Consider the following 23505-nt stretch of genomic DNA (forward strand, 5'->3'; position numbering starts at 1 on the left):
CGGCGTCTACCCGAACAGGTTCACGGGTCGCACGATGTCCGCGTAGATGAGCAACGCGCTCATGCCCGCGAGCAGGACCACGACCACCATCGTCAGCGGCATCGTCTTCGCCAGGTCGATCGGCCCCGGGTCCGCCTTGCCGACGAGCTTGAACGACCGTCGCTTGATCGCCTCCCAGAGCGCACCCGCGATGTGTCCGCCGTCGAGCGGCAGCAGCGGCACCATGTTCAGCACGAACAGGCCGATGTTCAGCGAGGCCAGCAGCCCGAGGATCGTGTACGCCTTGTCGACGACGGGGACACCGCTCATCGACGACACCTCACCGATGGCACGTCCGACACCGACGACCGACACCGGGCTGTCCTGCGACCGCTCCTGGGCACCGAACGCCGCGTTCCACACCGCGACGAGTCGCTGCGGCAGGTCGATGATGAGGTGCGCGGAGGCCGCGATCTGGGCGCCCGTCGCGGGCAGGACGGTGGCGGGCGACTGCCGGACGAGCGACTGCCCGATGCTCACCCCGACCACGCCGACCTGCTGCGTCTTCGTCGAGCCGTCGTCGTTCTTCGCGACGGTGCCGTCGGCCGTGTACACGTCACGGGTCGCGGTCGTCGGCGTGATGTGCAGCGTCTTCTCGGCGCCGTCCCGCTCGACGACCACGGTGACGTCCTCACCCGCGGAGCGCTGGAAGACCTCGGACACCTCGGTGATGGTCGGGTCCTGCTTCCCCCCGACCGACAGCACGACGTCGCCCGAGCGGATGCCCGCCTGCTTCGCCGGGGACACCGCGTCGCCGGAGGTGCACGTCGTCGCCTGGCTCGTCGGCAGCACGCAGTCGACACTCGAGGTGAACGTCGTGGTGGGCGCCCCGAACCCGACGAGGAGCACCCCGAACAGGAAGATGCCGATCACGAGGTTCATGGCCGGACCGGCGACCATCACGATGATCCGCTTCCACGGCGTCAACCGGTAGAACGCCCGCGCGTCGTCACCGCCCGAGTCCGCGATCTGCTCGGCACTCGCCTGCCGGGCGTCCTGCACGAACGCGCCGTACATCCCGGTGTTCGTGATCGCGGCCGGCCGGCCCGACGCACGTGGCCGGAGCATGCCGACCATCGAGATGTAGCCGCCGAGCAGGATCGGGCGGATGCCGTACTCGGTCTCACCGCGCCGGAACGACCACATCGCCTTGCCGAAGCCCAGCGAGTACTGCGTCACCTTGACGTTGAAGAGCTTCGCGAAGGACAGGTGTCCCAGCTCGTGGAGTCCGATCGAGACCAGCAGGCCGATGATGAAGACGACCACGCCGAGGATGAAGAGCAGGACGGATTCGACGGTCACCGGGAAAGGGTACGGGACGGTTCCCATGACGGAGCCGAGCGCCGTCTGGGAGGTGCGCCGCGCCTCCAGGCAGTCCTGTCCGTTCCGTCCGGCGGACTGCCGCGGTCGTACCGGCCTGGAGGCGCGACCCGCGTCAGCGGGACAGCGTGCGGTCCGCCGCGATGCGCGCCCAGCGCTCCGCTGCCAGGACGCCCTCGAGCGAGGGCTCCCCCGCGGTGTGCTCCTCGACGACGCGCTCGACCGTGTCGACGATGTCGAGGAACCCGATCGCCCCCGCGTGGAAGGCGGCGACGGCCTGCTCGTTCGCCGCGTTGAAGACCGCGGGGAACGTCCCGCCGAGCTGCCCGACCCGCTTCGCGAGCGCGACCGCGCCGAACGCGGCGTCGTCGAGGGGCTCGAACGTCCACGTGCTCGCCGTCGTCCAGTCGAGGGGCACCCCGACGTGCGGGACGCGGTCCGGCCACGCCAGCCCGAGCGCGATCGGCAGCCGCATGTCCGGCGGCGACGCCTGCGCGATCGTCGACCCGTCCGTGAACTCGACCATCGAGTGCACGATCGACTGCGCGTGCACGGTCACGTCGATGTGGTCGTAGGGGACGCCGAAGAGCAGGTGGGCCTCGATGACCTCGAGTCCCTTGTTGACGAGCGTCGCCGAGTTCGTCGTCACCACGAGACCCATGTCCCACGTCGGGTGGGCGAGCGCCTGCGCCGGGGTCACGTCGCGCAGCTCGGCGCGGGACCGGCCGCGGAACGGACCACCGCTGGCCGTGAGCACGAGCCGACGGACCTCGTCCGCCGTGCCCGAGCGGAGCGCCTGCGCGATCGCGGAGTGCTCGCTGTCGACCGGCACGATCTGCCCCGGTGCCGCGGCGGCCTGCACGAGGGAGCCGCCGACGATGAGGCTCTCCTTGTTCGCGAGGGCCAGCGTCGCGCCGGACTCGAGCGCCGCGAGGGTCGGGCCGAGTCCCACCGAACCGGTGATGCCGTTCAGGACGACGTCCGCCTCGACCGTGCGGACCAGCCGTTCGGCGTCGGCCGCGCCGAACGCCGTGTCACGGACGCCGAAGCGGGCGGCCTGCTCGGCGACGAGGGCGCGGTTGCTGCCGGCGGTGAGGCCGACCACCTCGAAGCGGTCCGGGTTCCGGGCGACGACGTCGAGGGCCTGCGTGCCGATCGACCCGGTGCTGCCGAGGATGACGATGCGGCGCTTCGCCGGGACGCCGGTGTCCCCGGCCCGGGCCGTGCCCGTCGCCGTCATGCTCAGCCCTTGGCGAGGATGTCGACGACGAACACGAGGGTCGCGTTCTTCGGGATGCCCGAGCCCTCCTGCGGGGTCGCGCCGTAGCCGTCCTCCGGGGTGACGACGATGAGGACCTGCGAGCCGACCTTCTGGCCCACGAGCCCCGTCACGAAGCCCTTGATGAGCGAACCCTCGGAGATCGTGAAGGTCGTCGGGGCGCCCTTCGACCACGAGGAGTCGAACTCCTTGCCGGTGTCGTAGACGACGCCCTTGTACTGCACGAGGGCGGTGTCACCGTCGGCGATCGTGTCGCCCTTGCCCTGCTTGATGACCTCGGGCGTGGTCTTCGTCGGCGCGGCGACGCCCTTCGGGACGGTGATCTCCGGCTCGCCGTCCGCCTTGTCCTTCACGGTGGGGAGCTTCGGGTCCTGCGTCTGCGGCGTGCCGGTGGACTTGGTCGGGGTCTGCGCGACGACGTCGGCGACCACGACGATCTCGCCGCCGGTGTTGAAGCCGAGCGCCGACGACTGGCCGACCGCCGCGACGCGGTCCCCCACGTTCGCGCAGGCCAGCAGCGCGCCGAAGCCGGAGCCGCCGACCGAGAGGACCTGCGGGTTGCCCTGGTCGAACCCGACCGTGCCGAGCTTCTTGGCGTCCGACGCCTGGTAGACGCTGTACGAGACCTGCGCGTACTGGCCGTCCTTCAGCGCGGAACCCTTGCCCTGGACGACCGTGGTCGCCTGCGGCTTCGACGCCGAGAGACCCTTGTCGAACTTCACCGTCGGGGCGGTCTTGCCGCCGAACGCGCCGGAGACGGTGATCGCCTTCGACGACGTGCCCGGCTTCGGGCAGGACGTGATCGCCGCGGCGGTCGCGCTGCCGGACGGTGTCGGGCTGGCCGACGCGCCGCCCGATCCGGAGCCGGAGCATGCGGCGAGTCCCAGCACGACGGCGGGGACGAGGGCGATCGGGAGGAGACGCAGACGCTTCACGAGGACCTAGTGTGCCGCACGGACCTTGGTGTGCGGGGCGTGGTGCACAGGAAAGGCCACCGAGCGAGCGATGAAGCACAGGCTGTTCGCCGTCGCGTGGGCCGCTTCGGCGTCGGCGACGCGGTCCGCCTCGAGGATCGTGACGACGGGGTGCAGCGTCGCCTCCGTCAGCTCGCCGGAGCCGTCGCGGTTGAGGTTGAGGCTCGCGGTGGCCCGGTCCTCGTAGTCCACCACGGTGAACCCCTGCGTCACCGCGACGTGGAGGTAGCTCAGCATGTGGCACTGAGCGAGCGAGGCCAGGACCATCTCCTCCGGGTTCCAGCGGTCGCGGTCACCACGGAAGGTGGGGTCGGCCGAGCCCGCGATGTCGTGCTTGCCCGCGGCCGTGACGTCGTGGTCGCGGCCGTAGTCGCGGTAGCCGCTCGTGCCGGTGCCGCGGTCGCCGGTCCAGCGGACGGAGACCTCGTAGGAGTGATCGGTAACGGTGGGGCCCTTCGGTGGGGTGCGGGGTGCGGGGTTCGGCGGCCGGTGCCGCCTCGGTACGATGGCGGCATGACGGTGAGCTCCGATGTCCGCACTGATCGCCATCCTCTCACCGCCGACGGGTCGGTCGAACTGGCGGTCCTCGACCGCAACGGCTTCGACGAGAGTCGGCACATCGGCGCCGGGGTGGTCGTCTCCGCCGACGGCACCGTGCTCGACGCGGTCGGCGACGTGCACGCGAGCGTCTACCCCCGCTCGACGATGAAGCCGTTCCAGGCGCTCGGCATCCGCCGCGCCGGGGCGGTGTTCTCCGACGAGGAGCTCGTCCTCAGCACCGCCAGCCACGCCGGCACGATCGCGCACCAGGCGATCGCACGGCACATGCTCGAGTCGTTCGACCACGTCGAGGCCGACCTCGGGTGCCCGCCGGACCTGCCCTTCGACCGGGCCACCGCACGCACGATGGACGGACCGCGCCGCCTGGCGATGAACTGCTCCGGCAAGCACGCCGGCATGCTCGCCGCCTGCCGCGTGAACGGCTGGGACGAGGCCACCTACCTCGACATCACGCACCCGCTGCAGCAGCGCATCCGGTCGACCGTCGAGGAGTTCACCCACGAGACGGTCGACGTCGTCGGCACCGACGGGTGCGGCGCCCCGGTCTTCCCGCTGACCCTGGCCGGTCTCGCACGGGGATTCGCGGGGGTCGTCGCCCGCGCCGAGGCCGACACCGCGGCTCTGACCGACGCGGTGCTCGACCACCCGTGGGCGCTCGACGGCATCGGCCGGGCGAACACGGTCACGATCGAGCGGCTCCGGGTGCTCGCCAAGCTCGGTGCCGAGGGCGTCATGGTGATGGGACTGCCCGGCGGTGCCGCCGTCGCGGTGAAGACCCTGGACGGGGCTCAGCGCGCGGGCACCCTCGCGGCGCTGACGCTGCTCGAGCGGAACGGTCTCGTCGACGCGGCGGGCGTCGCGGACGTCATGGAGGCGACGGGCGAGAAGGTCCTCGGCGGGGGTGTCCCGGTGGGTGCCCTGCGCGTGGGTGACGGGCTTCGCTGAGGTCATGCCAGGAGGGTCGACGGCGCTGTCGCTGTCGCTGTCGCTGGAGCTGGCGCTGGCGCTGTCGCTGTCGCTGTCGCCGGCGCTGTCGCCGGCGGCTCGAGCTGCGGGAGCGCCGGCGCGATCGCGGTGCCGCGGGACTCGTGGTGTCGACGGGTCGTGCACCCGTACCGGGTGACCTCGACCGCCACGTCCCATCGGCGTGGCAGCTGCCGGAGGCCGGGCACCAGGACGAGCGTCAGCGGGGCCCGGCCAGCCGGGTCCACCACGAGGGCGGCGGTGTCGTCCGGCAGACGCGGGCAGCGGACGGGCTCCGCACCCGAGGGGTGCCAGGTGACGAGGTCACGGAGGTCCAGCGCCGCGGCACATCGGGCAACGACACCGGCATCGGCATCGGCATCGGCCGAGACCTCGGACACCTGCACGGCGAGGGCTCGGAACACCGCGTGGGCGAGCACCCCGACACCGACGACGACGAGGTGCATGGGACGGCCGTCGATCACCACGTCCACGGTGCGACCGTCCCGGCCGGTCCCCAGCGTCACCGAGCGCCGGACGAGCGGCACCGGCGGCGACCGTTGCGCCGTGGTCGACCCGTGGGCGCCGGGTGACGGGGCGGGTGGGCCGAGGACGACCGCGTCGCCCGCAGAACCCGCGGAGCCTGCACCGCGGGAGGATCGGACGAGCACGACGTCGAGCGCCGCACACCATGCTGCGGCGACGAGGACGGTCGCGCGCGGGACACCGCTCAACGGCACCACGACACCGACCACCGCGAGCACCATCGCGGCTCCGACGAGGAGGCAGCGGGCGACGAACGGGCTCATGACCGACAGCCCACCATCGATCGTCACCGTTGCCAGGAATCACCCGGCGAGCTGGGGACGAACAGCGGTGCGCCGGCTCCTGTGGAGGAACCGGCGCACCGGGCCGTGCTCACTGCACGAGGAAGAACTGCTCCCCGATGTCCACCCGGGCACCGCGCTCGACGCGGTACCGACGGCCGGGCTCACACCGACGGATCGACCCGTCGATGTGCCGCACCACCGTGCCGTTGCCCGAGAACCGGTCGGAGACCCAGAGGTCGTCCCCGTCGCGGCCGAGCTCGATGTGGGTCTTCGACACCGACTTGCCCGGGTCGTGGACGGTGAGCAGGTCGTCGAAGCGTTCGCCGGGCTGCGGGCGCGGGAGCCGCCCGACGAGTCCGGTGCCGTGGACGCCGAACCGCTCACCGGTGCTGAAGTGCAGCACGAAGGGGGCGTGCGTCGGGGTCTGCGAGACGATCCGGGTCTCCTCGACGTCGTCCTCGAGGTCACCGTCGGCGCTGGTCGGCGACCCGTCCGCAGCACCGGAGGGCTGCGCCGGACCGCTGACGCCCGGGACCGGTGGGAGCGGCGCGGCCGACGGGATGCTGACGGCGGCGGTGTCCTCGGCGGTCGGGGCAGAGGACGGCAGGGTCGCAGAGGCCGGCGTGTGCGGCGTCTGCGGCGCGTCGAGCGGGAGGACGTCGTCCACCGGCGCAGCGTGCACGCCACGGGGACGCAGCGGCACGCGTGGGGTGTCGTCGTCGACCGCAGGGTCGTCCTCGCGGGGAGCGGCGGCGGCGTCCGTGTCGTCCGCTTCGTCGGCCTCGTCGACCTCGTCGGCCTCGTCCACCTCGTCGATCTCCGCTTCAGCGTCAGCCTCAGCTTCAGCTTCAGCTTCAGCCGGGACGGAATCGTCGGCAGCCCAGTCGGGTCGGTCCATCGGCAGCGGCACGATCTGCCCGGTGAACGCCGCGGTGACGGCGGGCCGGACCGCGCCGCACTCACCGCAGAAGATGTCGTCGGGCTCGAGGCGGTGACCGCACACGTGGCAGATGGACGCCTGCGACCCCGGCGTCACGAGCGGCATCGGCCGAGGCGGACGCCGATCGACGAGGGGCTCGACCACGGCGGTGTCACCTGGTTGCGGCGGGGAGACGACACCCGGGGCATCGTTCGATGCGGTCGAGGCGTCTCGGCCGGAGTCGTCGGTGCCGTTCGTGCCGGCGGTGTTCGGACGTCCGACCCACCACGACGGCCCGGCGGGCGCAGCCGGGGGCGCCTGCTCCTGCGGCGGACTCCAGACCGGCAGGGTCTTGTCCGGCACGTCCGAGTCCGGCACGTCCGCGCCGAGTACGGCCGTGCTCGGTTCTGCGTCCGGCGACGCCTGGTCCGGATCGGCGTCGCCCTGCTGAGCACTCGGTGCAGCGTCAGCTGCCCCGGGCTCCGTCGACTGCTCGACGAGGCGGGCCACTGACGGGTCCTCGGCTTCGGACGGGTAGGCGTCGGCGTCGAGCGGCCGTTTGGCGGGCGCCGACGGGTCCTCGTCGTCAGAGCGCGCATCCGGACCGGCGGGAGCGACAGGGGCCGACTGCTGCCCGGTCCAGTCCCGCAGGCCGGAACCGGCACCGTGCACGTGGGTGGGCGCGGATCGCGGCGCGTGGTCGTCGGGACGCTGTACCGGCACCGGTGCGGGCGGCTGGTCGTCGCGACGGTCGGCTCCTGTGAGCCAGGCACGCGTCGCCGGGTCGAGGGTCGCCTCGGGCAGCCACGCGTCGGCGGCGGGGTCGAGTCGGCGACCGTGCAGGTCCGGCTGCTGGAGCGGCGGCGGCGGAGCCTGCTCGACGGGCGTCCGCGCGACCGGTCGACGGTTCGCCCCAGCGGTCACCGCACGCCCGCACTCACCGCAGAAGATCGCTCCGTCCGGGAGCGTCGATCCGCAGTGTTCGCATCTGATCACGGGTGTCCTCTGTCCTCACTCGGCCGTCCACGACGCTCGCCGGCCTGCAAGCCATCGTAGTCACGAGCACCGGCCGGTCCCTGGCCGCGGGACGGTCGACGCCCCCTGCCACCCACCACGGCGGCCACCGAGGCGCCTGCCGTCCGCGACGTGTCGGCGATGCGCAGCGACCGGAGGGAGACCGCCGCGCGCACCCGCTCCTTGCGGGTGCGTCCGGAGCGGAGGCTCGAGATGGCGTCGTCCGCGGCGGACCACATCCGGTCCGCGGTCGTGACGTCGGCGTCGTTCGGCCCGAACACGGACCGGTCCGCGAGCGCGGCGAGACCGCTGCCGCCCTCGCCGGGGGCACCGACGACGGTCTCGCGACGGGTCGCCGAGCGGTCCACGTCGTGCCCGCGGTCGACGAGCGCGTCGCGGTACTCGTCCCAGGCGCCCACGATGCGGCCCCGCGGCGTCGGAGCGCGTCGTCGCCGTCGTCGCCGGATCCGCTTGAGCAGCACGATGACGCCGAACGGCAGCAGGACGAGCGCGACGAAGCCGAGCGTCGCGAGCACCCACGGCAGCGCCGCGAGCAGGATCTGCAACCAGAGCGGTTGCACGGGCGGGGTGTCCCGGTCGCTCTGCGGCGGTGCCTGCTGCGACTGGTCCTGCTGCTCGGCGGGGGGCGGCGGCACGACGGTCTCCGGCCGGGTGACGGGCTGCGGCGTCTGCTGCTGCTCGTCGGGGATCTCGCGCACGGTCGGGTTCGGGTCGATCATGACCCACCCCCACTGGGCGGTGTCGACCTCGACGCGGGCGGTCACGTCGGAACCCCGGAAGGTCGTGGTCCCGCCCGTGGTCGAGCCCGCGCCGGAGTCTCCCCCGGCGTCACCGCCGGCCGAGAACCCCATCACCACGCGCGCCGGGAACCCGAGCTGGTTCGCCATGAGCGCGACGGCCGCCGCGTACTGCTCCTGGTCCCCGATCATGATCGGGGACGTCAGGAGCTCCTGGATGCGGTCGGCACCGTGCCCGGATCGGCTCGCCCGGTCGTCGCCGACCCCGTGGCTCACGTAGCCGTTCCGCTTGAGCTCCTGCACCATCGCGACGAGCTTGGCGCCGTCGGTCTCGGCGTTGCCGCTGTACGCGTCGACCGTGTCGCGGACGGCGTCCGGCACGGAACGGGGCGTCGGGACGGAGGCGCTGCCCGGACGTGCGGACGCCAGCTCGTCGTCGGTCGGCTGGTCCGGCAGCACCGCCGTCAGGTCGTACCGGGTCCCGTCGGCGACGCCGCCGAGGACCGCGCCGGTGCCGGTCGAGCCGTTGTAGAAGAACGCTCCGCGCTCCTGGTCCGCGCCCGAACCGGTGAACTCGACCCGCTCGAGGTCTCCGACCGTCGGCAGCCACACCCCGCTGTAGCCCTGCACGGTCACACCGACCCGGACGGTGGTGCCGCGGACACCGCGGACGTCGACCGAGGTCGGCACCCGCTCGAAGGTGCCGGACGCCGTCGATCCGTCCGACCCGCCGACGCGGTAGACCACGCCGTCGTAGGTGTCGAGCGTCGCGATCCGCACGAACCCGTCCGCGGGCAGACCGGTGACCCGCAGCTGTGCGGTGTCGGCCTCGGTCTGCTCCTCGTAGGCGCGGAAGCCGCTCAGCGGGCTGACGTAGTCCCGCGGGTCGAACGGCTTCACGACGTCGGTGCGCGCGACGGTCCGGCCCACCGTGGGCGGTGCGACGAGTCCGAGTCCGGTCGCGACGACGGCGGCCGCGACGATGGTCCCGGTGCCGACGAGCGCCGGTCGCAGGACCGAGCGCGCGATCGGCACGCGGGACCCGATGGTGGTCGCCACCGCGGTCGCGCGTCGCGCGTGCCGCACGGTGAGCGCCCAGACGAGCGCGATCCCGGTGAGCGTGACGGCGGTCGCGATCGACGTGTCGAGACGGCTCGGCCCGATCACGACACCGGCTGCGAAGAGCACGAGCGCCGGGATGCTGGCGAGTTCCTGCCTGGAGGCGCGGGTCGCCACGCTCACGGCCGTCACCGTCGCGATGAGGAGCGTCACGAAGTACGGCACGAGGAGCGATTCGTAGGACCCGACCGGCAGGCTGATGGTCACCAGCCGCTTCCAGCCGAGGGCGACGCCGGCGAACAGGTCGACGAGTCCCTGCCCGGTCGGCAGGATGCCGTTGGCCTGGCCCGGCACGGCCGCGGGGACGCCGGTGAGTGCGAACGCCGCGATCGTCGCGACCGCGATCACCGCCGTCGGCAGCCGGAACACCGCGCCGAGGAGGGCGACGAGTGTGCCGAAGACCACGGCGGTCACCGCGGCGACGATCATCGCGTCGTCGCGGTAGACGGGCCACCAGGCCGTGCTGGCGACCGCGAGGAGGAGCCACACCGCGAGGGTGCCGCCGACGAGCCGGGTCGGCGTGAGACGACGGGCCTCGCGGCGGGCGTCCCGACGCACGGTCTTCCTCGCCCGGGTGGCCGGGTCCGCTGCGACGCTCACGCTGCCGTCGCCGATCGGTGCAGCGCGTGGCGGAGGTCGTCGAGGTAGCCGATGGTCATCACGGTGAGTCCCGCGACGCGGAGGAACCGCGGCTGGGCCGACGGCTCGCAGATCACGGCGACGACCTCGACCCCGACGGGGAACCTGGTCGCGGCCAGCCGCAGTGCCGGCAGCTCGACGGTGGACCCGACGACGAGGAACGCGACCGAGATCCCGACGGTGTCGTTGCCGACGATGCTCGAGACCTCGGCGATCGGCAGGCAGGCGTCCGCGAGCCCGACCGACGCGAAGTCGTCGAGCAACCGCGTCGGGGTGACCGTCGGCAGCGGGTGCACGGCGTACACGGCGCGCTTGGCGAACTCCGGCGTTCGCTCGGACACGACGACGGTGACCTCGCGGCCGTCGCGGATCGCCCGCGTGCCGAGCGATGCCGCAGCGCTCACAGCGAGCTCGAACTCCTCGTCGTCGGCGAACTCGGCACGGGATATCCCGAGCGCGATCACGAGGTGGGACCGGCGGGTGTCCTCGAACTGCCGGACCATCAGCGCGCCGGACTTCGCCGTCGACTTCCAGTGGATCGTGCGGGGGTCGTCGCCCGGCATGTACTCGCGGATGGCGTGGAAGGCGATGTCCGACGGCGACAGGTCGGTCGTCGCCTGCCCCTCGAGATCGCGCACGAGACCGGTGCTCGTCGACGGGATCGCGATCGTCCGCGGGTGCACGATGACCTGCTCGCGGGCGGTCCAGACGACCTCACGGCGGACGAGGCCGACCGGGTCCGCGCGGACGCCCGTCACCGGCCCGACGTCGAGCACCCCGCGGCGCACGGTCGGGACCGGCACCTCGCGCTCGAACGTGCCGTGCGGGCCGATCGACGGGATCGCGACGTCGACCAGACCCGAGCCGACCGGCACCTCCACCGTCGTCGGGACCGACGGCAGCCGCGCCGGGTTCTCGGCGGTGACCACCACGCCCGCGGCGTCGCCGACGGCGACGCGGTGCTGGGGAAGCCGCATGCGGATGAGGAGTCGCGAGCGCCCGATCAGCGCGATCGCGGCCACGACCACGAGCACCGCGCCCGCGAAGCCGACGACGACGACCTCGCGCAGTCCGAAGCGGTACCCCAGGACGAACGCGACGAGCGTGAGCGCGGCAACAGTCCAACCCAGGCCGGTGACCACGGACGAGACCTCTGCCCACCCGCGCTTGACGAGCCTCCAGGCCGTGGCCCAGGCCCTGGCGAGACCGACGACTGCTTCCGCTGCCACGCCCTCGCGGTCACCGACCAGGCGCGTCCGGACGTTCGTCAGGCCGGCGACCGTCCCCGTGCGCTCGTACGCCGTCGTCCCGCGACGCGACCGCGTCGAGGACGGGCGGCGCGACCGCGTGGAGACGGGCCGGCGATCGGTCACGAGGCGGACCGGTCCGCCGGTGGCGGGGTCTCGACCAGCAGCTGCGCGATGACGCTCGGGGCGCTGACGCCGTCGAACTCCGCCTCGGCGTCGAGCACCAGGCGGTGGGAGAGGATCGGCACCGCCAGGGCCTTCACGTCGTCGGGGGTGACGTAGTGACGGTTGTTCAGGGCGGCGTACACCCGCGAGGCGCGCATGAGACCCATCGCGCCACGGACGCTGACGCCGAGGCGGACCTCGCTCGCCGAACGCGTGCCGTCGACCAGCCGCGCGACGTAGTCGGCGATCACCGGGTCGACGTGCACCGTCCGGGCGATCGCGGCCATCTCGGTGATCGTCGCGGCGGGCACCACGCTCGCCAGCGGGACCGAACTCGACGGCGCGGACGCCGTCTCGAGGATCTTCACCGTCGCCGCGTGGTCCGGGTAGCCGATCGAGGCCTTCATGAGGAAGCGGTCGAGCTGCGCCTCGGGCAGACGGTACGTGCCGGCCTGCTCGATCGGGTTCTGCGTCGCGATGACCATGAACGGCGCGGCCAGCTTGTGGTTCACGCCGTCGACCGTGACGGCGGACTCCTCCATCGCCTCGAGGAGTGCCGACTGCGTCTTCGGGCTCGCACGGTTGATCTCGTCGGCGAGGACGATGTTCGAGAACACCGGGCCGCGGTGGAAGTCGAACTCCTGGGTCTTCTGGTCGTACACGCTGATGCCGGTGATGTCGCCCGGCAGCAGGTCGGGCGTGAACTGGATGCGGTTCGTCGAGCCCTGCACGCTCTGGGCCATCGCCCGCGCGAGGCTCGTCTTGCCGGTGCCGGGGACGTCCTCGAGCAGGAGGTGTCCCTCGCTGAGCATCGCCGTGACCGCCAGGCGGATCACGAACGTCTTCCCGAGGAGCACCTGCTCGACGTTGGTCACGATGCGGCCTGCGACGTCGGCGAACCAGGTGGCCTGCTCCGGGGTCATGCTCATGCGGTGTCGTTCCTCGTTCTCGGGGATGGCGTTGGGGGCAGCGTACGGTCAGCGGGCGACGGAGCGGCGCTACTCGCTCGGCGAGGGGTCGGACGGCTGGGACGGCTCGGGGTCCGGCTCCGGTGCCGGGGTCACCGCGACGGCGTCCGAGAGATCACCCGTCGTGGTGAGGGTTGCACCATTGCCCAACGAGAGGGTCACGGTTGCCTGAACCCGGACAGAGCCCGACAGCAGAGGCGGATTCGGCGGGTCCTCGGACGAATCCCACGTCTGAGGCACAGAAATGCCGGAACCGTCGTCCGACCCGTACCACCGCGCCGTGTACTGCACCGAGACACCAGCACCGGACGGGCCGCTGACCGAGATCGCGGAACCTTGTTTGGCCGCGACGACCGAAGCAGTTGCGTCGAGCGCTGCTGCACGCACCAGTTTCGACTGGCCGTCCTGGGTGCAGAACGATGACCCCGGTCCACCGCAGGCACGGAGCGTCACGGTCACCGGTACGTTCCGGGCGCCGTCTCCGGGCACGCCGCTCCACGACTGGCCCGGCTGCAGCGTCACGGTGGAGCCGCCGGTCTCGAGCTGGTAGTGGTCGACCTGCGTCCGCGGCGCGGTGACGACGGCGTTGGGGCGGCTCGTGCTGTTCGAGGTCAGCGACACCGACGGGTCATCCGTGCCGTCAGGACGCTGGTACGCGGTCGTCTCGGCGTACTGGACGTTGCAGAAGTACCCGTTCGACACGGTGACCGCGAACGTCCGCTTCCCGCCACCCACGCCGGTCACGGTGGTCGGGCTCGACGAACCGAGCGAGCCGCCCGACGGGTTGTTGCAGTCGACGCTGCCGGACTGGAACACGCCGTAGCTGGTGGACGGGCCGCCAGCGGCGTCAGCAGCACCCCAGGTGACGGTCACGACGGACCTGCCGGTTCCGTCGTCGTTGTTCCCCACGTTCGCCGAGACGTTGGCCGGCTTGCTGGGCACGCCGACGGCGCTCCCCGTCGCGGACGCGGTGTTCCACTGCACGACGGTACCGTTGCGGTCGGCGGCGTTCCTCGGCGAGATGGTGACCTTGTACTGCGCCGCGCTCTGGGCGCCGGTGAACGAGGCGCTCGTCGCGGTGCCCGTGCTCCGCGTCGCGGACAGGCCGGGGCCCTCGATCGTCACGACGTAGTTGTTCACCGCGGTGCCGTTGTTCGGGGCGTCGACCTTGTCCCAGTCGACGTCGAGCTGGTTCGGCGTGCTCGTGCTCGGGCTGACGGTGATGCCCTTCGGCGGCGCCGGCACGAAGTCGGCGCTCACGGGCGAGGACTCGGCCGACGCCTTCGAGTCGCCGACGGCGTTCGTCGCGACGACGCTGAACCGGTACGACGCCTTCGGGTCGAGGCCCGTGATCGTGCACACGGTCGCGGTCCCGCAGTCCTTCGAGACACCGTTCGTGCCCTCGATGCGGTAGCCCGTGATCGGCGAGTTGTTCGCCTGCGGGGTCGCCCACGTCAGGGTCGCCTGACCGCCTTCGTAGGACCCGGTCCGGCTCGGGGCGCCCGGGGCGTCGGGGACGTCCTGCACCGAGATCGTCACGTCGCCCCACACGTACCGGTCGGGGTCGTCGGTGGCGTCGGCGACCTGGTACTGCAGGTGGGTGTCGACGGGCTTCGCGTTGTCAGAGACGCTCACCTGCAGGCGGGACCGGTCGGCGCTGGGCGTGACGGTGACGCCACCGGGCAGGCCGCCGGAGAGCCCGCGGATGTTCACGACCCGGAGCCGCTGCTCGGGGAACGGGTTCGTCGGCTGGTCGTTCTGGAGGACGTCGATGGTGGTGGTCGCGCCACGCTTCGTCACCGACTTGTCGGCCCCGGGCTGCACGAGCGGCCGGGTGGACGCGACCACGTCCACCGCGATCGAGCCCGAGCGGCCGGCGTTCGCGTCGTCGGCGACCCCGATGCCGATGGTGGCGGTGGTGTTCTTCTTCGCCGTGTCGGAGACCTTGACCGTCAGCTCCTGGCCGGAGATCGTCGCGGTGGTGCCGTCGCTCGGGCGGCTGACCACGGAGTACCGGAGCTCGGGCAGGTCCTTCGGGTACGGGTAGTCGGTCAGCTTCGTGAGGTCGATGGTGCGCGACTCCCCCGGCTGCATGTCGACCGCCGACCCGGTGAACGCGGGCGGCTGGTTCGAGCGCGGGGTGACCTTGATCGGCAGCACGAGCGTCGCGACGCGTCCCTTGCCGCCGTTCGCGTTCGAGCCGTCGGTGACCTCGAACGAGATCGACGCGTTGCCGTAGTAGAGCTTCGACGACGTGAACTGCAGCGTCGAGGCGTCGACGACCAGGTCCTGCCCGTTCGCGTGGGTCGCCTTCACGGTGCCGTCGTCGGTGACCTTCGCGGTCTGCCCGTTCGCCGTGACGACGTACTTCGACAGCGGGATGTGGACCGTCGCCTCGCTCTTCACGCTGATCGCACCGGCGGTCCGGTTGACCTGCGGCAGGGCGTCGTCGAACCCGGGGACGTGGATGAAGCCGTAGGACACGATGTCCGGGTGGTCGGCGCGGGCGACCGAGAACGGGATCACCTGCGACTCGTCGGTCAGCCGGACGGCGATGCGCTGGTCGTCGGTGGCGCGGGCGGTGTCGCCGTAGCCGTCGACGACGCCGACGCGCAGGTCGGCGGCGGTGCCCTCGGCGAAGAAGACGTTGTCGAGCACGTCCACCGTGACGCTCTGCCGGTGCATGATGTCCTGCAGGTCGAGCGTCGTGTCGTCGACCTCGGGGCGGAGCGGCTGTGCGTCCTCGTCGACGGTGACGGTGAGGAACGCGGTGCTCGCACCACCGTTCTCGTTCGCCACGGTGTACAGCACGGCGTAGTCGCCGGACTTCGCGGACTTCGGCGGCGTGACCCGGATCTGCTGCTTCTGCAGGACCTTCGCGGTGACGTCCTGCGCGGTGGGCTCCGCCTTCGTGACGGTGAGCTGGCCGCCCTCGGGGTCGGAGTCGTTCTGCAGGACGCGGACGGTCACGGAGCCACCGGGCCGGATCGTGACGTGGTCGGCTTCGGCCACCGGGTTCGACGCCTGCTCGGCGCGCGGCGCGATCCCGACGCGGACGGTGCCGGTCGCGCGGGCGCCCAGTGCGTCGACGACGGTGTACGTGAACTCGTCGGTGCCGGCCGAGTAGTCGCCGGCCTCGTACGTCAGCGAGTCGGAGGCGACGTCGCTCACCGAACCCTTGTCGGGGTTCGAGGCGACGCCGACCAGCTGCACGGAGTCACCGTCGGGGTCGATGCCGTTCAGCGGGATCGACACCCGGACGGACTGCCCCGCGACGACCCGCGCCGTGACGGTCTGCGGGACGGGCGGGTTGTTCGTGGCGGCGTCCTGCTCGCGGACGGAGATCGACACGGTGGCGTCGGCGTACTGCCCGTCCGGCCCGGCGACGCGGTAGACGGCGGTGTAGTTGCCCGGGGTGGTCGGCGCGAGGTACCGGAGGTGGTCACCCGAGGCGAAGAGCAGGCCGCCGTCGCCGGGGACGTTCTGGACGAGGTCCGGCTGCAGGGTGAGCGGTTCGCCCTCGGGCTGCGTGTCGTTGTCGAGCACGTCGATGTTCGCGACGTCGCCGACGCGGACGGTGGCCGTGTCCGGCTGCGCGACGGGCGGCTGGATCCGGTCGGGCTTCGGGATCTCGACGACCGTGACCGTTCCGGTGGCGGACGCGAGGCCGTTCGTCTCGGTGTACCCGAACGAGACGGGCCCGTCGAGCGGCGCGGTGAGCGTCACCCGGACGGTGTGCTGGTCGAGGATGCTCGCCTGCACGCCGGAGCCGCGGTCGGGTCCGTCGAGCGCCGTCACGAGGAGGACGCCGCCAGCCGGGTCGATGTCGGTCGCCGTGACGTCGGTGTCCTTGGTGGACAGGGTGTTGACGAAGACGGTCTTCGGCGTGGTGATCGGCGCACTGGAGGCGTCCGGCGGAGCGAGGATCGTGATGCGGACGATGCCGCTCGAGGTCTTGGTGCCGTCGGTGACGGTGTACTCGAGCTGGTGGTCGCCCGCGCTCGCCCCCTGCACGCGGAAGGTGCCGGCGTCGTAGCTCGGGGTCACGGTCAGTCCCGCCGCCGACGAGACGCTGGTGAGCGTGACGGTGCCGTTGCCGCCACGGACGTGGTCGAGCGGGTCGACCGTGAAGGCCTTCCCCGCGTAGCCCTGCACGGGGAACGGGTCGGCGTAGAGCGGGACGCTGCCCTGCTTCGCGACGTGCACCGTGACCGAGCCACGCCCGTCGGCACGGCCGTCGCTGACGACGAGCTGCACCGCGCGGTCGCCGGTCTTCCCGCTCGCGTTCCGGAAGTCGAGCAGCCCGTCCGGCGTCGTCGACACGCGGTCGCCGTCCGCTCCGCTCGCCGACTTCAGGTAGACCGGGTCCCCGTCGGGGTCGACCCAGTCGCCGAGCACGTTCGCCACCACGTGGCCGTTCTGCACCACGTCGGCGGAGGTGTCGCGCACCTGCCGTGGTGGGTCGTTCGCCGAGTCTGGCCGGACGGTCACCCGGACCGTCGCGGTGTCGGATCCCCCGTTGCCGTCGGTGATCGTGTACGGGAACGAGACCGTGCCCGTCGCGCCGCCCGACAACGTGATCTGCAGGCGCTGGCCGTCGCCGACGATCGCGACGTCGCCGACGGCGTCGTCGACCTTCCCGACCTCGCTGATGACGATCGGGTCCCCGTTGGGGTCGTAGTCGTTGAGCAGGACCGGGAGGCTCGTGGTGCGTCCCGGACGAGCGCCCAGGTCGTCGTCGACCGCGACCGGCGGCTTCTGGTCCTTGTCGACCTCCGGGTCGTCGTCGGACACCTGCTCCTGCTGCTGGTCGTCGTCCTTCTTGATGAGGTCGGCCCAGTTGTCGATGACCTGGCCGCTGCGGTCGATCGCCCAGGAGCGCCCGCTCTGCGGGTCGTTCGCGACGACGGTCTCCCCGTTGTGCAGGATCTGCAGCTCGCCCGTACCGGCGGTGTCCGCGAGCCGCTGCAGTCCGTTGCCCTTGCAGGTGTCCACGGCCTGGCCGCCGGCCCAGGCCGCGTACGTGCACGATCCGACGACGGCCGGCCGTGCAGCGCGACCGGAGACCTGGAGCGCGGTGGTGTCGACTGCGCCGGACGCCGAGACGCGGACGAGTCCGGCCGTGCCGGCGACGGTCACGTCGGACGCGTCGTCCGCCGATCGCTGGAGGGACGGCGAGGTCCCGACGCGGTCGCCGAGGTCGACGGTGTCGCCGTCGACCGAGATCTCCCCCGAGCTCCGGTCGAGCACGGCGACGTGGTCGCCGAACGACGCCACCTGGAAGTCGTCCGCCCGGTCCATCTTCACGGTCCACCGCGCGTCGACCGTCAGGGTGGTGCCGACGTCGACGAGCGACGCGGTGCCGGTCTTCGGCGAGTACACGGCGACGTGGTCGTCCGAGGCGTCGAAGACCGCGTCGGCGCCGAGCGTCAGGTCCGCCTTCGTCGAGGCGTCGAACTCGCCGAGGTCCTTCGCCGGGGTCGCCCACAGCTCGCCCGTGTCGGCGTTGCCGATGATCGCGGTCGAACCGGCGAAGAAGACCTGGGGCGAACCCGCCGGCAGGGTCACCGGGTCGGCGACGGTGGCGTCGGCGACGTCGACCTTCGCCACGGTCCCCTTGGTCTCGTCGACGCTGTAGACCATCGATCCGCGCTGCAGCACGGACAAGCTGTCGCTCGCGGTCTCGACCGCCGTGTTGAGCTGGAGGACGCCGGTGTTCGCGCGGCCGACGGCACCGTACTCGGCCGACGGCACCCACACCGTGCCGTCGCCGAGGTCGACGCGCTGCGTGTGGTAGCCGGTGGAGGCGACCGCCGCGGTGGCGACGACCGCACCGACGAGGACCGAGGCCCCCACCGTGACCGCTGCGGACCGGTGCTTCGCCAGGAACGCCCGGATCACCCGGTGCTCCCGATCGTCGCGCACTTCTGGGCGCTGGCGACCCCGGTCTTGCCGTCACGGTTCACGGCGACGGCGATGCACTCCTCGTCGCCCTTCTTGCCGGAGACGACGAAGCTCGTTCCCGTCTGCTGGCTCGCGGCGCCGTTGGACGAGATCACGTAGGTGTCGCCGTTCCCGAGGCCCGGGTCGGCCCAGGTGAAGGTCACCGAGGCCGGGGTGGTCTCCGCGCGGACGTCTGACACCACGGGGATCGCCCCCGCGCCGAGACGCCCGACGACCACCACCGTGGCGATGGCGAGGGCCGCGACGACGACGACCGTCAGCGAGGTCGCCCAGACGAGCGTCGATCGCGACCGACGACGAGCGCGTGTGACCGAGCCCGTGCGGTGGACGGTCCCGACGCTCTGCGAGGCCGCAGCGGACGAACCGCCCACCACGGCCTTCCGGGTGCGACGGCGTGCGCCGACCCGGGACGGCGGCTGGAGCTCGCGGATCATGGTGCGGTCGCCGTCCGGGGTCGGTGTGGCCACCGCCCAGGCCTCGACGGCGACGTCCGCAGCGGTCTGCGGGATGCCGAGCTCGGCCTCGACCTGCTGCAACCCGCGCACGAGCCCCATCACGGTCGACGGGCGTCCGGCGACCTTGCGGGACATGGCCGCGGCGAGCAGGCGTTCGAGGGACGGCGGCACGTCGGTCCGGCCGGTCGGCTTCACGCCGCCCTTGTCGATGCGCCCCATCAGGTCGGCCGCGCCGTTCTTGCCGCCGCGGACCTCGAACGGGCTCCGTCCGGCGAGCAGGGAGTAGACGGTCGCTGCGAGCGAGTAGACCTCGGACTGGATGGTGCCGCGGGACTCGTCGATGAGGACCTCGGGTGCCGACCACGGGATCGACATGCCGATGGGTTCGTCCGGGTCGGCCTCGCCGATCGTGGCCGCGATGCCGAAGTCGGAGAGCACCGGGTTGCCGTACGCCGTCAGCAGGATGTTGGACGGCTTGATGTCGCGGTGGAGGACGCCTTCGCGGTGTGCCGTCTCGAGCGCGGACCCGATGCGGATGCCGATCGAGAGGACTTCCGACACCGGGATCGGTTCGCGCCGGTACCGCTCGCTGAGCGACGAGGAGCAGAGCTCCATCACGAGGTAGGGGCGCCCGTCGGAGGCCACGCTCGCCTGGAAGACGGTGAGGATGGACGGGTGCGTGCTGAGGCGCGCCATGAGGTTGGCCTCGGCCTGGAACATCTGCCGGACGCGGTCGTCGACGACCTCGTCGAGCAGGACCTTCACGGCGACCTGGCGGCGCGGCATGTCCTGCTCGTAGAGGAAGACGTCGGCGAAGCCACCAGAACCGAGGACGTGCACGGGGCTGAACCCGCCGATCACGGGCGGGCTGGACGGCAGGCGTCGCGCCATCGTGCCCTCCTCCCCGGCCGAGCGGCCAGCTCTCTCGTCACGGCCATGCCATTGTACGAACCGTGGGTGACCGACGTTCCGCACACCGATGCGCACGGATGCCCATCGCTCCCCCAGTTCGGGGGGTCACTCAGTGGCGCGGGAGCGTGTCCTCGACGTCGCCGTCGACGGGTGCGGCGTCGACCTGCAGCACGACCACCGTCACGTTGTCGCGTCCGCCCGCGACGACCGCGTCGCCGACGAGTCGCTCGGCGAGCTCCTGCGCGCCCGGCACCCGCGCGGCGATCCGACCGATGCCGACGTCGCCGAGTTCCTTCGTGAGACCGTCGGAGCAGACGATGTAGCGGTCCCCCGCCCGGAGCGGGAGGGTCCACCAGTCGGGCTCCGGCGGTTCGCCGAACCCGACGGCGCGGGTGATCACGTTGCTGTCCGGGTGGCGCTCGGCGTCCTCTGCACGGAGGAGCCCGGCGTCGACCATCTCCTGGACGACCGAGTGGTCCACCGTGACGCGACGCAGCACGCCGCCCTCGATGCGGTAGGTGCGCGAGTCCCCGACGTTGAAGACGAGCGCCGCCGGCTGGCCGTGCGCCGCGACGAGGGCGATCCCGGTCACCGTCGTGCCCGCGCCGATCGCGTTGCCCCCGGCGGCCCGCTCGATGTCCGCGGTGGCCAGCAGGAGCGCACGCTGGATCGACTGCCGCGTCGTGAAGGCGCTCTCGGTGGCCTGCTCGAGCCGGCGGACGACTGCGTCGCTCGCGCGGTCACCCGCGAGGTGCCCGCCCATGCCGTCGGCGACGACGAAGAACGGCGCACCGATGATGTAGCTGTCCTCGTTGTGGTCACGCCGACGACCGATGTCGGTCGCCGCCCCCCAGGTGAGCGTCAGGGTGGCGCCGTCGGCACCGGGGACGTCGATGGCGTGCGCAGTCGCTGCTCGGCCGAGTTCGGTCACGTTTCAGGATCGCTCTCTGGGGGTTCGGGGCGGACCAGCTGGTGGATCGGAGGGCCACGCGGGAAGCGGAGGGAGGTCGTCCGCCGACGGTGCGACCCGCAGGTGCGGCGAGAGGACCTCGATCACGTTGCCGTCACCGATCTCGACAACCGTACCCGTCAGCACGACGTTCGACGCACCTGCGGGCATCCGGAACGGTGCCGCGCCCGCCGGACGCACCACGGTGCCGTTGGTCGATCGGAGGTCGTCGACGACGGCGGCTTCGCCCTCGGCGTGCACCAGCACGTGCGATGAGGACACCTGGCCACTCGCCGACGGCACGGTCACGAGTTCGGGAACCGGCCCCCGCACCATCCGTGGCAGCGCCGGCCGCCGCCCGATGATGACGGGGTGGTCGAGTCGGAGCACCCGGTCACCGATGCGGATGGACGGCACCCTGGTCGTCACCCCGATCGGCGCGGTCGGGTCGGTCGGGTCGGTCGGGTCGGACTGGAGGCGCGGTGCGGCTCCGTCAGGACCCGCACCCTCGGCACGGGGCGGCCTGGGCACCCGCACGACGGTGTCCTCGGTCGCGGACGTGTCGGGCCGGGCCTGTGGACGGATCACTGTGTCACCGAGCGCATCGTCCATGCGATCGCCCGAGAGCGGCGCGCGCGGTCGACGGACGACGGTGTCGTCGATGTCGTCGTCGCGCACTCGAGCCCTCCAAGCGTGGTCCACACCACCGTAGACGATCCTGTCCGCCGCTCGTCATCGACGCTCCCACGAGGGTGCACTGCCGGCCCGCACCGACCGCAGCACGAGGCCGGCGAGCGGATCGTCCCCCCGGGTCTCGAGCGCGTACTGCGCCCGGGTCTGCGCGCGCGCCACCGACCCGAGCGCCCACGAGCACCACGACGCCATCGCCAGCGCCCCGGCCGCCCCGGTGGCGGTGTCGGCGGGCAGGTCCTCGGCACGCCACCACTGCCAGGCCTCGGCGCACCGGTCTCCCGCGACCCGCACGCGGTCCCGGTCGGGCTCCGGCCCGAAGCCGCGCAACGCCGGCGGCGTCGGGTCGTGGAACGGGTCGAAGGCCGCGACGGTCCGGGCGTCGGGTTCGTCACGGGCGGCGACGAACGCGAGCAGCGCGAACCGCGGCGCGAGCGCACCACAGGCGGTGAGCACGGCGATCCCGGCGGTCCGCGGCAGCGGACCCGTTCCGTCCGCGACGAGTGCGGCGCACGCCGCGGGGAGGGTGACGGCAGCCGCGATCTCGCGCGGGTACCGGACTGCGGCTTCGGGGTGGACTCGTGTCGTCACGGGGATCATGCACGCCATCGAAACGCACCACGCGCCTCCAGGCCCGCACCCACCGGCCATCTGTGGAACGTACGAACCCCACCCGCCCCTGTGGAGGACGAGTGGGGCGGTGCTACCGGACGGCGACCGGTTCGAGACTCTCCGCGACGAGGTCCCAACCGCCGCCGTGCTCCTCGAACACGACGCCGTGCGACGACGCCCACTCGAGGAGCCCCGCCATGGTCGACACCTGTGCCCCGGTGCGCGCGAGCAGCGCGACCAGGCGCCCCTTCGCGGTCTTGTTCCAGTGGTTGAGCGCCTTCCGACGGCCGGAACCGTCGACGCTCACGACCCGAGGGACGATCGCCGCGGGCACCGGGCCCAGCTGTCGGTAGCCCTCTGAGCGGAGGTCGAGCACGAGACGGCCAGCGGTCCGCCCCGCGAGGACACGCGACGACGGCTCGGGCCAGTGCGCGGCGAGCCGGATCGCACCGAGCCGGGAGTCGTGCGACAGCCGGTACGCGGGGACGGGATCGCCGCCACCGATCGGGCCGAACATCGCGGACTGCACCACGACGTGTCCGAACCACCACGCGCGGGTCGCCGGGTCGGCCTCGCGCGCACCGAGCGGGTCGTAGAGCACGCCGGTGTAGCGGTCGATCGCCGGCATCGTGCCCGACGTGTCGAGGACGAGGTTGCGGAACCGCTCCTCGATCGACTTCGGTCCGAGTTTCAACGCCGTCCTGGCCGAGGACTCCTCGGAACTGACGGAGCGGGCCGCGGTGATCACCGCGGCCCGCTCTGCAGCCAGTTCCGGGAACGACAGCGCACGCAGGTCGAGCGTGCGCTCCGTGTCCCCGCCCTCCCGCTTCGTCTCCGAAGGCGGGAGGAGGACGGTCAGTCCGGTCAGGACGCCAGCGCGGCCTGCCGCGCGACGATCGTGACCGTGTCGTGCTCGACCGAGAGGAAGCCGTCCTCGGCGTCGACCGCGACGGTCGACCCGTCGGCCCGCGTGATGCGGACCTGACCCTGCGCCAGGATCGCGAGCATCGGCTCGTGTCCGGCGAGGATGCCGATCTGGCCCTCGGTCGTGCGTGCCACGACCATGGTGGTGTCGCCCGACCAGACCTCACGGTCGGCCGAGACGACGCTCACGCTGAGACCCGCCAT

The 23505-nt window shown here is 72.3% G+C and carries 17 protein-coding genes and 1 pseudogene; 1 reads left to right on the plus strand and 17 read right to left on the minus strand.

Annotation, left to right across the window (positions count from 1 at the left end; genetic code table 11):
- Nucleotides 1-6: 6 nt before the first annotated feature.
- The 4 genes from DEJ28_RS10340 to DEJ28_RS10355 form a co-directional block, all read right to left on the minus strand.
- Nucleotides 7-1341, minus strand: coding sequence for a M50 family metallopeptidase (locus tag DEJ28_RS10340; RefSeq protein WP_181433630.1), 1335 nt, complete (start codon nucleotides 1339-1341; stop codon nucleotides 7-9).
- Between the two features lie 133 nt (nucleotides 1342-1474).
- Complete coding sequence (dxr, locus tag DEJ28_RS10345) at nucleotides 1475-2599, minus strand: 1-deoxy-D-xylulose-5-phosphate reductoisomerase (RefSeq protein ID WP_111114707.1); 1125 nt, start codon at nucleotides 2597-2599, stop codon at nucleotides 1475-1477.
- Nucleotides 2600-2601: 2 nt separating this feature from the next.
- Nucleotides 2602-3573, minus strand: a complete 972-nt coding sequence (locus DEJ28_RS10350) for an FKBP-type peptidyl-prolyl cis-trans isomerase (RefSeq protein ID WP_111114708.1) — start codon at nucleotides 3571-3573, stop codon at nucleotides 2602-2604.
- Nucleotides 3574-3579: 6 nt separating this feature from the next.
- A complete protein-coding gene (locus DEJ28_RS10355) occupies nucleotides 3580-4161 on the minus strand; it encodes an OsmC family protein (protein ID WP_111114771.1) in 582 nt (193 codons plus the stop codon).
- Between DEJ28_RS10355 and DEJ28_RS10360 the strand changes: the two genes are divergently transcribed.
- Nucleotides 4126-5118, plus strand: coding sequence for an asparaginase (locus DEJ28_RS10360; RefSeq protein WP_111114709.1), 993 nt, complete (start codon nucleotides 4126-4128; stop codon nucleotides 5116-5118). The genes DEJ28_RS10355 and DEJ28_RS10360 overlap by 36 nt on opposite strands.
- Before the next feature lie 2 nt (nucleotides 5119-5120).
- Here DEJ28_RS10360 and DEJ28_RS10365 read toward each other — a convergent pair whose 3' ends face one another.
- The 13 genes and pseudogenes from DEJ28_RS10365 to DEJ28_RS10420 all read right to left on the minus strand — a co-directional run bounded on the left by DEJ28_RS10365 (nucleotide 5121) and on the right by DEJ28_RS10420 (nucleotide 23505).
- Entirely contained in the window at nucleotides 5121-5972 is an 852-nt protein-coding gene (locus DEJ28_RS10365) for a hypothetical protein (protein WP_111114710.1), read from the minus strand.
- A gap of 82 nt (nucleotides 5973-6054) precedes the next feature.
- Complete coding sequence (locus DEJ28_RS10370; protein WP_220034594.1) at nucleotides 6055-7809, minus strand: FHA domain-containing protein; 1755 nt, start codon at nucleotides 7807-7809, stop codon at nucleotides 6055-6057.
- A 3-nt stretch (nucleotides 7810-7812) separates the two neighbouring features.
- A pseudogene (locus DEJ28_RS18070) lies at nucleotides 7813-7881 on the minus strand (zinc-ribbon domain-containing protein); the annotation flags it as partial.
- A complete protein-coding gene (locus tag DEJ28_RS10375) occupies nucleotides 7878-10376 on the minus strand; it encodes a transglutaminase TgpA family protein (RefSeq protein ID WP_111114712.1) in 2499 nt (832 codons plus the stop codon). The gene DEJ28_RS10375 and the pseudogene DEJ28_RS18070, both read right to left, overlap by 4 nt.
- Nucleotides 10373-11788 carry a DUF58 domain-containing protein gene (locus tag DEJ28_RS10380; protein ID WP_111114713.1) on the minus strand — a complete coding sequence of 472 codons (1416 nt, stop codon included), beginning with the start codon at nucleotides 11786-11788 and terminating at the stop codon, nucleotides 10373-10375. The genes DEJ28_RS10375 and DEJ28_RS10380 overlap by 4 nt, the downstream gene beginning before the upstream one ends.
- Nucleotides 11785-12756, minus strand: coding sequence for an AAA family ATPase (locus DEJ28_RS10385; RefSeq protein ID WP_111114714.1), 972 nt, complete (start codon nucleotides 12754-12756; stop codon nucleotides 11785-11787). The genes DEJ28_RS10380 and DEJ28_RS10385 overlap by 4 nt, the downstream gene beginning before the upstream one ends.
- A gap of 69 nt (nucleotides 12757-12825) precedes the next feature.
- The gene (locus tag DEJ28_RS10390; RefSeq protein ID WP_111114715.1) at nucleotides 12826-18720 is read right to left on the minus strand and encodes an Ig-like domain-containing protein; all 5895 of its coding nucleotides are present in this window, start codon (nucleotides 18718-18720) and stop codon (nucleotides 12826-12828) included.
- Nucleotides 18693-20105, minus strand: a complete 1413-nt coding sequence (locus DEJ28_RS10395) for a serine/threonine-protein kinase (RefSeq protein ID WP_111114716.1) — start codon at nucleotides 20103-20105, stop codon at nucleotides 18693-18695. The genes DEJ28_RS10390 and DEJ28_RS10395 overlap by 28 nt, the downstream gene beginning before the upstream one ends.
- 130 nt (nucleotides 20106-20235) lie before the next feature.
- On the minus strand, nucleotides 20236-21057 hold the full coding sequence (locus DEJ28_RS10400) for a PP2C family protein-serine/threonine phosphatase (RefSeq protein ID WP_111114717.1): 822 nt from the start codon (nucleotides 21055-21057) through the stop codon (nucleotides 20236-20238).
- A 3-nt stretch (nucleotides 21058-21060) separates the two neighbouring features.
- Nucleotides 21061-21753: an FHA domain-containing protein gene (locus DEJ28_RS10405; protein WP_111114718.1), complete on the minus strand. Its 693-nt coding sequence runs from the start codon at nucleotides 21751-21753 to the stop codon at nucleotides 21061-21063.
- A gap of 54 nt (nucleotides 21754-21807) precedes the next feature.
- Nucleotides 21808-22356: a hypothetical protein gene (locus DEJ28_RS10410; RefSeq protein WP_146248805.1), complete on the minus strand. Its 549-nt coding sequence runs from the start codon at nucleotides 22354-22356 to the stop codon at nucleotides 21808-21810.
- A 112-nt stretch (nucleotides 22357-22468) separates the two neighbouring features.
- Nucleotides 22469-23245 carry a YaaA family protein gene (locus DEJ28_RS10415; RefSeq protein ID WP_349774951.1) on the minus strand — a complete coding sequence of 259 codons (777 nt, stop codon included), beginning with the start codon at nucleotides 23243-23245 and terminating at the stop codon, nucleotides 22469-22471.
- On the minus strand, nucleotides 23242-23505 hold the full coding sequence (locus DEJ28_RS10420; RefSeq protein ID WP_027465776.1) for a F0F1 ATP synthase subunit epsilon: 264 nt from the start codon (nucleotides 23503-23505) through the stop codon (nucleotides 23242-23244). The genes DEJ28_RS10415 and DEJ28_RS10420 overlap by 4 nt, the downstream gene beginning before the upstream one ends.

The sequence above is a fragment of the Curtobacterium sp. MCPF17_002 genome (genome assembly GCF_003234115.2).
In the GTDB taxonomy this organism is placed as follows: domain Bacteria; phylum Actinomycetota; class Actinomycetes; order Actinomycetales; family Microbacteriaceae; genus Curtobacterium.